The organism is Paenibacillus sp. NPDC058174 (assembly GCF_042883865.1).
Classification (GTDB): Bacteria; Bacillota; Bacilli; order Paenibacillales; family Paenibacillaceae; genus Pristimantibacillus.
The window spans coordinates 23,190-36,451 of record NZ_JBHVUY010000005.1; the positions used below are offsets into that span (position 1 = coordinate 23,190).

11 protein-coding genes are annotated in these 13,262 nt (G+C 53.0%); 9 read left to right on the forward strand and 2 right to left on the reverse strand.

From position 1 onward, the window contains the following. Positions 1–168: 168 nt before the first annotated feature. From fumC to ACFVVF_RS22165, 3 genes are all read left to right on the forward strand, one after another. Positions 169–1,557 carry a class II fumarate hydratase gene (gene fumC / locus ACFVVF_RS22155; protein ID WP_387814356.1) on the forward strand — a complete coding sequence of 463 codons (1,389 nt, stop codon included), beginning with the start codon at positions 169–171 and terminating at the stop codon, positions 1,555–1,557. A gap of 191 nt (positions 1,558–1,748) precedes the next feature. Then, positions 1,749–3,698 (forward strand): ABC-F family ATP-binding cassette domain-containing protein, encoded by a 1,950-nt coding sequence (locus tag ACFVVF_RS22160; protein WP_387814358.1) that lies wholly within the window; start codon positions 1,749–1,751, stop codon positions 3,696–3,698. Positions 3,699–3,769: 71 nt separating this feature from the next. Next, entirely contained in the window at positions 3,770–4,399 is a 630-nt protein-coding gene (locus tag ACFVVF_RS22165; protein ID WP_387814360.1) for a fumarylacetoacetate hydrolase family protein, read from the forward strand. Between the two features lie 93 nt (positions 4,400–4,492). Here ACFVVF_RS22165 and ACFVVF_RS22170 read toward each other — a convergent pair whose 3' ends face one another. Together ACFVVF_RS22170 and trxB are read right to left on the reverse strand one after the other, a co-directional pair. After that, entirely contained in the window at positions 4,493–4,942 is a 450-nt protein-coding gene (locus ACFVVF_RS22170) for a Dps family protein (RefSeq protein WP_387814756.1), read from the reverse strand. A 330-nt stretch (positions 4,943–5,272) separates the two neighbouring features. Then, positions 5,273–6,220, reverse strand: a complete 948-nt coding sequence (trxB, locus tag ACFVVF_RS22175) for a thioredoxin-disulfide reductase (protein ID WP_387814362.1) — start codon at positions 6,218–6,220, stop codon at positions 5,273–5,275. Positions 6,221–6,364: 144 nt separating this feature from the next. On the opposite strand from trxB, the gene ACFVVF_RS22180 reads away from it, so the two are divergent. The 6 genes from ACFVVF_RS22180 (at position 6,365) to ACFVVF_RS22205 (ending at position 13,235) form a co-directional block, all read left to right on the forward strand. Further along, on the forward strand, positions 6,365–7,039 hold the full coding sequence (locus tag ACFVVF_RS22180) for a response regulator transcription factor (protein ID WP_387814364.1): 675 nt from the start codon (positions 6,365–6,367) through the stop codon (positions 7,037–7,039). After that, positions 7,036–8,412 (forward strand): ATP-binding protein, encoded by a 1,377-nt coding sequence (locus ACFVVF_RS22185; protein WP_387814365.1) that lies wholly within the window; start codon positions 7,036–7,038, stop codon positions 8,410–8,412. The genes ACFVVF_RS22180 and ACFVVF_RS22185 overlap by 4 nt, the downstream gene beginning before the upstream one ends. A 72-nt stretch (positions 8,413–8,484) precedes the next feature. Beyond that, positions 8,485–9,360, forward strand: coding sequence for a UTP--glucose-1-phosphate uridylyltransferase GalU (galU, locus tag ACFVVF_RS22190; RefSeq protein WP_387814367.1), 876 nt, complete (start codon positions 8,485–8,487; stop codon positions 9,358–9,360). 89 nt (positions 9,361–9,449) lie between these two features. After that, positions 9,450–11,141 carry a ribulokinase gene (locus ACFVVF_RS22195; protein ID WP_387814369.1) on the forward strand — a complete coding sequence of 564 codons (1,692 nt, stop codon included), beginning with the start codon at positions 9,450–9,452 and terminating at the stop codon, positions 11,139–11,141. Positions 11,142–11,253: 112 nt separating this feature from the next. Further along, a complete protein-coding gene (locus ACFVVF_RS22200) occupies positions 11,254–11,766 on the forward strand; it encodes a DinB family protein (protein WP_387814371.1) in 513 nt (170 codons plus the stop codon). Between the two features lie 227 nt (positions 11,767–11,993). Continuing rightward, a complete protein-coding gene (locus ACFVVF_RS22205; protein WP_387814373.1) occupies positions 11,994–13,235 on the forward strand; it encodes an FxLYD domain-containing protein in 1,242 nt (413 codons plus the stop codon). The last annotated feature ends 27 nt before the right edge of the window (positions 13,236–13,262 follow it).

Sequence of the window (13,262 nt, forward strand, 5' to 3'; positions counted from 1 at the left end):
GCCCCGGAATATCCCGGCTCAGGAGGCTTTCTTTATGATACAAATGCATGCCGGCTCCCGTAAGAAATAAGAAGATTCGATGAAATAGCGGACGCCGTATTGAAATGGTCGCTTTGTTATGTATAAAGTAGTATTATGTGCAAGGAAAAGACGAAGGAGGCTGTATACATGGAATTTCGGATTGAGAAAGACACGATGGGCGAAATCAAGGTTCCTGCGGACAAGCTGTGGGGCGCGCAAACGCAGCGCAGCTTGCAAAACTTTAAAATTAGCGGCGAACGTATGCCGATTCAAGCCGTCTATGCGATGGCAATCGTGAAGAAAGCGTCGGCTAATGCCAACCTGAAGCTGGGCGTGCTGGATGAAGTGAAGGCAGGCGTGATCGGCGAAGCGGTCGACGAGATTTTGGCCGGCAAATGGGATGATGAATTCCCGCTCGTTGTCTGGCAGACAGGCAGCGGCACGCAAACGAATATGAACGTGAACGAGGTTGTTGCACACCGCGCCAACCAATTGCTGCAGGAACGCGGCAGCTCTGTACGCATTCACCCGAATGACGACGTTAACCGTTCGCAAAGCTCCAACGATACGTTCCCTGCTGCGCTGCATATTGCAGGCGTTATTGAAGTAGAAGACCGTTTGCTCCCTGCAATTGACGTACTTAGCCGTACGTTCCAGGAGAAGCAAGAGAAGTTCGCGAATATTGTGAAAATCGGCAGAACGCATTTGCAGGATGCAACGCCGATTACGCTTGGTCAAGAAATTAGCGGCTGGTACGCGATGCTGGAGAAAACCCGCAATATGATCGTACAGAGCGTGGACACGATGCGCGAGCTGGCGCTTGGCGGTACAGCCGTCGGTACAGGCCTGAACGCTCATCCGGATTTTGCTGTGGAAGTAGCGGCTGAAGTGACGGCGTTGACGGGCAAAACCTTCATCACTGCGCCGAACAAATTCCACTCGCTGACGAGCCATGATCAAATTACTTACGCTCACGGCGCAATCAAAGCGCTGGCGGCGGATCTGATGAAAATCGCCAACGACGTCAGATGGCTGGCCAGCGGTCCGCGCTGCGGCATCGGCGAAATTTCGATTCCGGAGAATGAGCCGGGCAGCTCCATTATGCCAGGCAAAGTAAACCCGACGCAAAGCGAAGCGATTACGATGGCTGTATGCCAAGTGTTCGGCAACGACGCGACGATCTCGTTCGCGGCAAGCCAAGGCAATTTCGAGCTCAACGTATTCAAACCGGTTATTATATACAACTTCCTGCAATCCGTTGCTTTGCTGGCGGACGGCATGATTTCCTTCAACGACAACTGTGCGGTCGGCATCGAGCCGAACGAAGCGGTTATCAAACGCAACCTGGATCAATCGCTCATGCTCGTTACGGCGCTCAATCCGCATATCGGCTACGAGAATGCGGCAGCTATCGCCAAAAACGCGCATAAAAACGGACTGACACTGAAAGAATCCGCAATAGCGAGCGGCTTGCTTACTTCCGAGCAATTCGATGAGTATGTGAAGCCTGAAGCGATGATCGGCACGCGCAAATAAGCTCAGAAGCTGTCAAATCCCTCTACCTTGAAAGCATGCTAAAGCGTGCTGCCGGGATAGGGGGATTTTATTTGCGGCAAATGCTGCCGGAATGGCCCTGAACCGTGATCGTTAACGCGGATTATGGTATGATACGGTTGGTAAGCCGAACCAAGGCGAACCATCAATCCGATGCAAAGTAGGTTGTACACATGCATTTATTATCTGTTGAACATATAACGAAAAGCTATGGCGAAAAAATGCTGTTTGAGGACGTCACATTTGGAGTCGAGGAAGGCGAAAAAATCGGCATCATCGGCGTCAATGGCACAGGCAAGTCGACGTTCCTGAAAGTGATCGCGGGAATTGAGCCCGCCGACTCCGGCAATATCGCTATAGGCAACCGCGTGACGGTGCGGATGCTGGCTCAAGATCCGGCATTCGAGCCGGGTGAGACGGCGCTGGAGCATGTGCTTGGCGGCCAGTCGCCGCAGCTTCGTGCAGTCCGGGACTATGCTGATGCACTGGCTGCAATAGAGTTAAATCCCAACGACGAATCCCTGCAGCAAAAGCTGATTTCGGCGAACCAGCGCATGGACGAATGGGATGCGTGGACGCTAGAGAGCGATGCGAAGGTGGCGCTTGCCAAGTTAGGCATTTTGAATTTCGACGACAAGGTCGAAACGATGTCAGGCGGTCAGCGCAAACGGGTTGCGATGGCGGCTGCACTGCTGCAGCCATCCGACATTCTCATCCTGGATGAGCCTACCAACCATATCGACAACGATTCCGTTGCCTGGCTGGAAGGCATGCTGCAAAAGCGAAAAGGCGCGCTGCTTATGATTACGCATGACCGATATTTCCTCGATCGTGTCAGCAACCGCGTCATTGAGCTGGATAAAGGTCGGGCTCATTTCTATGAGGCCAACTACAGCCGGTTTCTTGAGCTGAAGCTGGAGCGGGAAGAACGGGAGGCGGCTTCGGAGGATAAGCGGCAAAACCTGCTTCGCAACGAGCTGGCTTGGATCCGGCGCGGTGCAAAAGCGCGGACGACGAAGCAGAAGGCGCGAATTGACCGCTTCGAGGCGTTGAAAGCGCAGGCTCCCAAGCAATCGGGCGGCAAAATGGACGTATCGGTCGCTTCCTCGCGGCTGGGCAAAAAGATTCTTGAAATCGAGAAGGTGTCCAAGCGCTTTGGCGAGCGCACGCTCATTCGTGATTTCAGCTATATTGCCGTACCGGAGGATCGTGTCGGCATTGTAGGCCGCAACGGCAGCGGCAAGTCGACGCTGCTCAAGCTCATTGAAGGCAGACTGCAGCCGGATGCAGGCTCCGTCGTGCTGGGGCCGACGGTTAAGCTCGGCTGGTTCTCGCAGGAGCATGAAGAAATGGACGAGTCGCTGCGCGTCATTGAATATATTCGCGAGGGTGCAGAGCAGGTGAAAACGGCAGACGGGCTGATGATCTCGGCCGGGCAAATGCTGGAGCGCTTTCTATTCCCGCCGGCCATGCAGTGGTCGCTTATTGCGAAGCTGTCGGGCGGAGAGAAGCGCCGTCTGCAGCTGCTGCGCGTGCTGATGAATGCCCCTAACGTGCTGCTGCTTGACGAGCCGACCAATGATCTGGACATCGCGACGTTGTCCGTATTGGAAGACTATTTGGACGACTTCCCGGGCGTCGTATTCGTCGTGTCCCATGACCGGTACTTCCTTGACCGGACCGTTGATAAAATATTGGCGTTTGAAGGCGAAGGTGCCATTACCCAGCATACCGGCAATTACACCGAGTATCAGGAATACGTCGCCAAGTATGGCGGCGATGCGGCAGCAGCTGGAACGGTCAAAGCCGCTCCGGCCGGAAAGCCGAATGCAGGTGCTGGCGCCGAGAAGACGGAAGCAGCACCCCGCTCATCGGAGCGGGCACTGCGCATGTCCTATCAGGAGCAGAAGGATTATGAGGGGATTGACGGCTGGATCGCAGAAACAGAAGAGGCGTTGAATGCTGTGGCTGAACGAATGAATGCATCGGGAAGCGACTCGCTGCTTCTGCAGCAGCTAGTAGAAGAGCAGCAGCAGCTTGAAGCCAAGCTGGACCAGCTGCTGGAACGCTGGACGGAATTAAATGAGCTGGCTGAGCGGATTGCGGAGCAGAAGAAAAACTAGCTGTTGTCAAACAGCCACCTAATAGCGATAGACATCAAGAGGGCTATAGTGCCCGGGAGGAGACGTGCGGAATGACGGATCAAATTCGCAATATATACTGCATCGGGCGCAATTATCGCCTGCATGCGCTGGAGCTTGGCAATGAGGTGCCGGAATCGCCGCTCGTCTTTACGAAGCCGTCTCATGCGGTGGCGCCGATGAACGGCAATGTCGTCACACTGCCAGCCGGTCGCGGTGAAGTGCATTTCGAGCTGGAGCTCGTGCTGCACATTGGCAAAGCGCTCCACCCCGGCATGAAGCCGGATGAGTGCGTCGACGGCTTGGCATTGGGTCTGGACTTGACGCTCCGGGACGTTCAAAGCAAGCTGAAGGCGAAGGGCCAGCCTTGGCTCGAAGCCAAAGGCTTCAAAAACTCAGCGCCTCTGGGCGGCTGGATGCCGTTCCCGGGTGAAGAACAATTAAAGGCACACAACTTTAAGCTGATCCGCAACGGCGAGCAGGCTCAGCTGGGCAATTCGGGAGATATGCTGTTTGGCATCTCCGAGCTGATTACTCACATCGATAACGCTTACGGACTCGGTCCTGGCGATCTCATCTTTACTGGAACGCCTGCTGGCGTAGCGGCATTGCAGGATGGAGATGTGCTGGAAGCTTATTGGAATGATCAGCTGGCAGCGAACTGCACAATCAGCTTGGTCTAACATAGGATGGAACAAAAATAGGGGCAGTCACCGTAGGGAATTGAATCCGACGGTGACTGCCCCTATTTTGCCGGGAGCCTTATCTATCATTTATTAAGCATTAAAGGCTCTGAGCATCCATACATGCTTCTCAAGCGTCGTGTGGACGGCGAGCAGCATGTCAGCTGTCGTCTCGTCTCCGGCTTCTTGCGCAATGCCCATTCCTTCTTTCAGCTCCGCTATAACAGTGGAAAAGTCGGCAATCAGCGAATCGACCATTTCGGTTGCGGATTCCGCACCGCTGGCTTCCTTAATGCTGGAGGTTTTCAAATACTCCGACATCGTAGCGAGCGGTTTGCCCTGCAGCGCCAGCAATCGTTCGGCGAGCTCATCGACATGAAGCGCAGCCTCCTCGTAAAACTCTTGGAATTTTACGTGCAGCGTGAAAAACTGCGTTCCTTTTACATACCAGTGATAGTTATGAAGCTTAACGTAAAGCACGCTCCAGTTAGCGATTTGTTTGTTCAGAACGGCTTGTGTCGAAGTTGTTGTCGTTGTAGTCATCATGATCTCATCCCTTCTCCGCTTAGTGTGCGCCCTTCCAGCGCTTTCATGCAAAGGAAGCAGGCAACGTTATTGTTTATATTAATTACTTATTTATAATTATTACAAATAACGAAGCCGATGTCAAGCATCCTGAATCAAATTTACCCTCAAACCAGCGGTATGAAACAAAAAAAGGTACAACCGCCGTTTTTCAACGAGGTTGCACCTTTTCAATTACGGACGGAGGAATCGTCCTTATACAAGATAGCATTGCCATTTATTTTAACTCTCAACATGTTGAGTATACTACGTTCTGAGGCAATAGACTACCTTTTTATGCGAAAAATATTAAGCTTTAACGGCTGTTTGCAGACTGTGTGCCTCTTCCAGGTAGCGTTCGCAGTCTAACGCCGCCATACAACCGCTGCCTGCTGCTGTAATCGCTTGGCGATATTTATTGTCCTGTACGTCGCCGCAAGCGAATACGCCTGGAATATTCGTCTCGGAAGTGCCAGGCTTCACGATGATGTAGCCTTGCTCATCCGTATTGATTTGGCCGTTAAGGAAGCCGGTGTTAGGCGTATGGCCGATTGCGATAAAGACGCCGTCGGACTCGATCAGCTCTTCTTCGCCAGTCTCATTATTGCGGACCTTCATGCCTTTCAGCCCTTGCTCGCCTGCTACAACCTCAAGCGGTGTGCGGTTCAGGTTCCAGCTGATTTTCTCATTGCTGCGGGCGCGGTCCTGCATGATTTTGGAAGCGCGAAGCTCTTCGCGGCGGTTGACGACCGTTACTTCCGATGCGAAGCGGGTCAGGAAACCGGCTTCCTCCATTGCGGAGTCGCCGCCGCCGACGATGATCAGTTTTTTGCCGCGGAAGAAGAATCCGTCGCAGGTTGCGCAAGTGCTGACGCCGCGTCCAATGTTGTCCTGCTCGCCTGGGATGCCCAGATATTTGGCTGAAGCACCTGTCGAAATAATAACAGACTCCGCTTTCAGCTCGCCGATGCCTTCTACATCAAGCGTATATGGGCGTTCGCTGAAGTCAACGCTTTTCACAGAGCCCGTGCGGAACGCAGCGCCAAAGCGCTGCGCTTGCTTGCGCATATTGGACATCAGCTCGCTGCCGAGAATGCCTTCCGGGAAACCCGGGAAGTTCTCAATCTCTGTCGTTGTTGTCAGCTGTCCGCCAGGCTGCCAGCCTTCAATAACGAGAGGCTCCATATTAGCGCGCGCCAGATAAATCGCCGCTGTTAATCCGGCAGGGCCGGTTCCGATAATAATTGTTTTGTGCATCGTAATCCCTCCATTTGTTGCGGTTTCGTTTCTGTTCTGTAGTTTAAAATTATTGTAATCTGGAATAAAAGTCAACAATGTTCATCTTAAATTCATGTAGCTATATTACTGTTAGAAAGAATGCCGTAAACAGGGGGAATTGCAATGCCAAAAATACTAGTCGTCGATGATGATCCGAATATTCGCGAGCTGGTTATTCTTTTTTTACGCAGAGAAGGCTATGAGATTGTTGAAGCCAAGGATGGCGAGGAAGCGCTGGCCAAGCTGGAGGAGGTGCGTCCTGATCTTGCGGTCATTGACGTCATGATGCCGCGTATGGACGGGTGGGCGCTGTGCTCAGCTTTGCGGGAGTTTTATGATATGCCCATATTGATGCTGACGGCTAAGGGAGAGACGGCCCAGAAGGTGAAGGGTTTCGAGCTGGGTGCCGACGATTATGTGGTCAAGCCCTTTGATCCGCCTGAATTGATCGTACGGGTCAAGGCGCTGCTGAAGCGGTACCGGATCGCTTCCTCGAAGACAGTGGACTTCGGACGAATCGCGATGAACCGCAGCGAATATCAGACGCTGGCGGGAGGAGTCGAGGTGGCGATGCCGCCTAAGGAGTTTGAGCTGCTGTTCAAGCTGGGCAGCTACCCCGGCAAAACCTTTTCCAGAGAGCATCTGATCGAGCAGCTGTGGGGGATGGACTATGAAGGAGATGAACGGACGGTGGACGTGCATATCAAGCGGCTTCGCGAGCGGTTTCCCGAAGAGAAGTCGGGATTCCGGATCGTGACGATTCGCGGGCTGGGCTACCGGCTGGAGGAGTCGTTATGATTCGCAGTTTGTATGTCCGCGTCACGATCACCTTCCTAATTATCGTGCTGATCAGTATGGGGATCGCTTTTTTTATGGCTAATCTGCTGTTTCAACGGGATATGAAGGGCCGGTTCGGCAATTCGATGGAGCACACGATTGACCGTATCGAGCAGCTTTATACGGGCTCCTCGCCCCGCTCGCTGCCTGTATTTCTGGAGCAGGTGGCCAACCTGCAAGGGCTGACGCTAGTTGCAGTTGGACAAAACGGGATGCTTATTTCAGTAGGGCTGAACCGTGATTCGCTCGTCAGTCACTTGACGAGGGAGACGCTCACCAGCGTTTTTGCCGGGCAGACGGTACAGGTTGCAATAGACGAGGAAGGGGAGAACAAGACGAGCAAGCCGCCGGCATACGGAAGGACTGTCCGGTTCGGCAACATGGAATGGGCGTTGTTCGTGACGCCTGACCGCGCTATGGAAGTGAAAAGCTTCCAGCGCAATACGTTCACGATTCTGACGACGGTGCTGGTGGTCGGAAGCATTTTGATTCTGGTGGCTGCCCGATATTTGGTGAAGCCGCTCAAAATGATGACAGCAGCAACGACGAGAATCGCCAAAGGCGACTTCGACGTCCAGCTTCCGCTGCAGCGGGGGGATGAGCTTGGCGAGCTCGCTGACAGCATTAACCGGATGGCGGTCGGTTTGTCGCAGCTGGAGATGATGAGACAGGACTTTGTCTCCAATGTCTCGCATGAAATTCAATCGCCGCTGACCTCCATCGGCGGCTTTGCCGAGGCGCTGCGGAGCGAGCAATTGACCGAAGCGGAGCGGGGAAGGTATGTCGGCATCATTAAGCAGGAGAGCAGCCGGCTGTCGAGGCTAAGCGAGAACCTGCTGAAGCTTGCATCGCTTGATTCTCAGCAGCATCCGTACGCCCCGATGCCGTACCGTCTGGACCGGCAGCTTCGCGATACGGTGCTGTCATGCGAGCCGCATTGGGTAGCTAAGCGGCAGACGGTGGAGCTGTTTCTGGAGGAGACGGTCATTACAGCAGATGAGGATCAGCTCAGTCAGGTATGGATTAATCTGCTGACGAACAGCATGAAGTTTACGCCGGAGGATGGACATATTTCCTTTCATTTAACAGAGCAGGACGGCTTCGCGATCGTGAGGATTGCCGATTCTGGCAGCGGAATTGCGCCGGAAGACCGCGAACGTGTATTTGAACGCTTTTATAAATCGGATGCATCTCGTGATCGCACGCTTGGCGGCAGCGGATTGGGTCTGTCAATCGTCCATAAGATTGTGAGCATTCACGGCGGGACAATTGAGATTGAGGAGGGGGAAGGCGAAGGGGCGGTATTCGTCGTTCGTCTGCCAGTTGAGCTATAGGGATGGATAAATATTGGAAGACGAGTTATGATGGGAGCATATATTTTTCTGGAGGACAGGGGGGCTAGCCGGATGAAACAAACGGTACGCAAAGCGATAATACCTGCTGGCGGTTTGGGGACGAGGTTTTTGCCTGCAACTAAAGCGCAGCCGAAAGAGATGCTTCCGATTATCGACAAACCGGCCATCCAATATATTGTGGAGGAAGCGGTGCAGTCGGGCATCGACAGCATCGTCATTGTAAGCGGGCGTCATAAGCGGGCGATCGAGGATCACTTTGACAAATCCTTCGAGCTTGAAGCCGAGCTGGAGGAACGGGGCAATGAGCAAATGCTGGCCATCGTTCAGGAAATCTCGAAGCTGGCCGACATCTACTACGTGCGTCAGAAAGAACCGCTTGGTCTTGGTCATGCGGTGCTGTGCGCAAGACGCTTCATCGGCGACGAGCCGTTTGCCGTGTTGCTCGGTGACGATATACTGAAATCCGATCCGCCTTGCTTGAAGCAGATGATAGACGTATATGATAAGCGGCAAACCTCCGTTATCGCCGTTACTGAAGTTCCTTGGGAGCAGACGCATAAATACGGTATCGTCGACTTTGAGCCAGGCAATAAGGACGGTCTGCTGCGCGATTTGGTGGAGAAGCCGATGCAAGGGCATGCGCCTTCCAATTGGGCTGTTGTCGGACGTTACATACTGGAGCCGGCGATTTTCGATTTGCTGGAACGTGCTGTTCCAGGCAAAGCCGGAGAAATTCAATTGACTGACAGCTTGCAGAAGCTGAATCGGATTTCGCAGCTTATTGGACATCGTTTTACTGGCAAACGGCATGATGTCGGGGACAAGCTGGGCTTCGTGCAAGCGACGATTGATTTTGCGCTGGAGCGTGAGGATTTGTCTGCTGATGTGAAACGGTACTTATTAGAGCGGTTAGCTCAATTATCCTAAAAGCAATTAAAGACGTTCCAGCTTGTGAAGGGAACGTTTTTAATTCGAATTTTTTGAAAGCGTTAACAATCTAGAGTGGAGGAGATTTCATGAGCCGAAAATATGCAATTGGCATCGATTTCGGAACGCAATCCGGCCGTGCCGTCCTGGTGGATCTATTCAATGGAGAGGAGCTGGCGGAGCATGTAACGCCCTACCGGCATCTTGTCATCGATGAGCAGCTTCCAGTCTCCGGAATTAAGCTGGAGCAAGACTGGGCGCTGCAGCATCCTATGGATTACATGGAAGTGCTGGAGCGGTCCGTACCGGAAGTGGTTAAGCAATCCGGCGTTGCGGCGGAGCATGTGATCGGAATCGGCGTTGATTTCACTGCTTGCACCATAATGCCGATTGACGCGGCAGGCGTTCCTCTATGTTTATTGGATGCGTATCAGGCTAATCCGCATAGCTGGGTGAAGCTGTGGAAGCATCACGCCGCACAGCCGGAAGCGAACCTTGTTAATCGAATTGCGGCGGAACGCGGCGAGCGGTTTCTGGAGCGCCATGGCGGCAAAGTGTCGTCGGAGTGGATGATCGCGAAGGTGTGGCAGGTGTTGAATGAAGCTCCGGATATTTATGAGCAGGCGGATCAGTTCGTTGAAGCGGCCGATTGGGTCATCGGTCAAATGACCGGCCATATCGTCAGAAACAGCTGTACAGCCGGCTATAAGGCAAATTGGCATAAGCAGGAGGGCTATCCTAGCCGGGAGTTTTTTGCGGCCTTGGATGGCCGGCTTGCTGATGTAGCAGATACGAAGCTGCGAGGCGAGGTATTGCCGCTTGGATCGAAGGCTGGGGAGCTTACAGCGGAGCAGGCCGGACGGATGGGACTGATGCCGGGTACAGCGATTGCGGTTGGCATCATCGATGCGCATGCGGCTGTGCCTGGTATCGGTGTCGTAACACCCGGCAAGCTGGTGATGGCGATGGGGACTTCGATTTGTCATTTGCTGCTTGGAACAGAGGAGAAGCTGGTAGAAGGAATGTGCGGTGTCGTCGAAGACGGCATCATACCGGGTTATTTCGGCTATGAGGCGGGGCAAGCCGCAGTGGGTGATATATTCGAATGGTATGTCGAAGAAGCGCTTCCCGCCTATGTGCGTGATGAGGCCGAGCGCCAAGGCGAGAGCGTTCACGCTTATCTGGAGCGGCATGCATCTCTTCTGAAAGCGGGACAATCCGGGCTGCTGGCGCTCGACTGGTGGAACGGCAACCGGTCTGTATTGGTCGATACCGATCTGACGGGGATGATTATCGGCCTGACGCTGTCATCGAAGCCTTGGGAAATCTACCGGTCGCTGCTAGAGGCCACCGCATTTGGAACGCGTAAAATCGTTGAAGCCTTTCACGGAAGCGGCATAGAGATTCATGAGCTGTACGCTTGCGGCGGCCTGCCGCAAAAAAACCGGCTGCTTATGCAGATTTATGCGGATGTGACGAACCGCGAGATTAAAGTGGCCGCCTCGAAGCAGACAACGGCTATTGGGGCGGCGATGTTCGGAGCTGTTGCAGCGGGGGCTGAACGGGGCGGCTATGACAGCATCGTGGATGCCGCGGAGCGTATGGCCCGGGTTCAGGAGGAGACGTATAAGCCGATTCCAAGCAATGTAGCGGTATACGACAAGCTGTATGCGGAGTACAACGCGCTGCATGATTACTTTGGACGCGGCGCCAATGATGTAATGAAACGGCTGAAGGCGATAAAAGAATCGGCTGCCGTCAAAGGAGCAGTACCGGAGTAAATGAATGAGTAGCTGTCTCTGGCTCAGTGCTTAGGGACGGCTATTTTTTATGGAAAAGCGAAGGCAAGGCATGCTATAATTTGCTCAACCTAGGCTTTAGGAGGAGATTCAGATGATTGGAAGACCTCTAGCGGAAGAGTATGCAGGATACAATAAAGCCTATGTCGAGCTGGTGCCGGATTGCAATATCAGCGACTATTTGGGCAAGCAACTGGATGAAATGACCGCTTTCTTGAGCGAAATTCCCGAAGCGCTGGGCGATTACAGCTATGCGCCAGGGAAATGGACGCTGAAGGAAGTCATTGGACATATATCGGATAATGAACGAATTATGAGCTATCGCTTGCTCGCCATTGCAAGAGGAGAACAGCAGGTGCTGCCTGGCTATGACCAGGACCCGTATATGGCGACGGTCGATTACAGCGGGAACACACTGGGGCAGCTGATTGAAGATTTCACGCTGGCACGCCGTTCTTCGCTGTCGATGATCGGGCTGCTCTCCGATGAAGCGCTGCTTCGTACCGGAACGTCAAACGGGAAAGTATCAGCCCAGGCCCTCGCTTATATTTTGGCGGGGCATGCTCAGCATCATTGGAATGGCATTGCAGGCAACTATTTGAAATAACGAACGAAGCGGCAGTCCGGAGCTTGCTGGTGGAGCTCATGAAGGGCTGTCTTTTTCTATTATTTTAATGTGAAAAAGGGGAAAGACAGCTAGTTTGATAGAAAAATGATCGTTATCTTCCATTTTTTAAATTTTTCCATCATTTAAAAATGGAGATCATTTACTTTTTCAAGTAGAATAGAAAGAAGCATGAGAGAGAGAACTACGGCGGCAGGAGTTGAATAGAAGTGTATTGCCAGCATTGCAATAGAAAGCACGAGCCCGACGCAGTATTTTGCAGCCAATGCGGCAAGAGACTGACGGCTGCGGAGCGAGCGAATGAAACGTCGTTGGAGGAGCAAGCCCGGCAGCAGGTGAACACGGGTATGACGCAGTCTGGGGCCGCGATAGAAGCGGACGTTACGATACGGAAAAAGGCAGGCGGCAAGCCGGTTATGATCGGATTGATTCCTGTATTTATCTTCATCTTTACAGCAGCGGCTGTATTCTCCTATTTCCTATATGAAACGAAGCATAATGAACAGGTCAGTCAATGGCATGAAGCCGCGAAGCAGGAAGCGCTGCTCGGGAAGTACGAGGAGGCGCTGCATCATTTGAAAGAAGCGTCCCAGCTGCGCCCGAAATATGAAGCTCTGGCAGCTGATACCGTTGTTGTCGAGGAAGCAATTGCGTTCCAGCAATCGATCGACGACATTAGCGGGCGGATGAGCCGCAATGAGCTGAAGGATGCGGAGCCGCTGCTCAATCAGCTGAAGCAGCAGCTTCGAGGCCGGGAAGAGCAAGCCTTCACCGTTATTCGCGAGCAGCTCTCAGAGCTGATTGTCCGGATGACAGTCGGCCAGATCGAGAGGGATTTGGACTCGCTTCAAAGCATTGAGGCGCTGGCCACCAAGCTGAACCAAGTGAAAGGACTGTCCGGCAAAGAGGCGCTTTCGCTGCAGCAGCAGATCGAAGCGAAGATCGTCGCGATCAGCTATAAGCAGGCTGAATTGCTGATGAAGAAGAAAAGCTTTTCCGATGCTTTGTCGACGGTACAGCTGGGGATGAATTACGCTGCGGAAAACGAGCAGCTAACGGCGCTCTATGGCCGGATTCAGAAGGAAAAACAGAAGTTTGAACAGGCGGAGCAGAAGCGGATTGAGAACGCCATGCAAAAAGCGGCCGAAGAGGATCTGATTAATCAGACTGCCGCCGTCGAAGTGCTGCATGTCAATACAAAGCGGGACGAGAACGGAGACTTCCATATTGAAGGACAGTTGAAGAATGCGGCAACAAGGCCGATTTATTCCGTCTCGATCGAATATACGGTTCATGACAGCCAAGGCAAAAAGATCGAATCGGGCAAAGTTGATGCCACGCCTAAATATATAGAGGCCGGAGAGACGTTCAATTTCACTGCAGTTGTTCATGGCGTGGAGGACGAGCATGCCAAAGTTGTAATTGATCATGCGACCTGGTATTTGGACTAAAGGATTGCAGGGGCGGGAGACGAGAAG

Excerpts from the sequence above, each read along its gene's own strand:
- ACFVVF_RS22160 (WP_387814358.1), top strand. The coding sequence starts at position 1,749 with ATGCATTTATTATCTGTTGAACATATAACGAAAAGCTATGGCGAAAAA.
- ACFVVF_RS22170 (WP_387814756.1), bottom strand. The coding sequence starts at position 4,942 with ATGACTACAACGACAACAACTTCGACACAAGCCGTTCTGAACAAACAA.
- galU (WP_387814367.1), top strand. The coding sequence starts at position 8,485 with ATGAAACAAACGGTACGCAAAGCGATAATACCTGCTGGCGGTTTGGGG.
- ACFVVF_RS22165 (WP_387814360.1), top strand. The coding sequence starts at position 3,770 with ATGACGGATCAAATTCGCAATATATACTGCATCGGGCGCAATTATCGC.
- trxB (WP_387814362.1), bottom strand. The coding sequence starts at position 6,220 with ATGCACAAAACAATTATTATCGGAACCGGCCCTGCCGGATTAACAGCG.
- ACFVVF_RS22200 (WP_387814371.1), top strand. The coding sequence starts at position 11,254 with ATGATTGGAAGACCTCTAGCGGAAGAGTATGCAGGATACAATAAAGCC.
- ACFVVF_RS22195 (WP_387814369.1), top strand. The coding sequence starts at position 9,450 with ATGAGCCGAAAATATGCAATTGGCATCGATTTCGGAACGCAATCCGGC.
- fumC (WP_387814356.1), top strand. The coding sequence starts at position 169 with ATGGAATTTCGGATTGAGAAAGACACGATGGGCGAAATCAAGGTTCCT.
- ACFVVF_RS22185 (WP_387814365.1), top strand. The coding sequence starts at position 7,036 with ATGATTCGCAGTTTGTATGTCCGCGTCACGATCACCTTCCTAATTATC.
- ACFVVF_RS22180 (WP_387814364.1), top strand. The coding sequence starts at position 6,365 with ATGCCAAAAATACTAGTCGTCGATGATGATCCGAATATTCGCGAGCTG.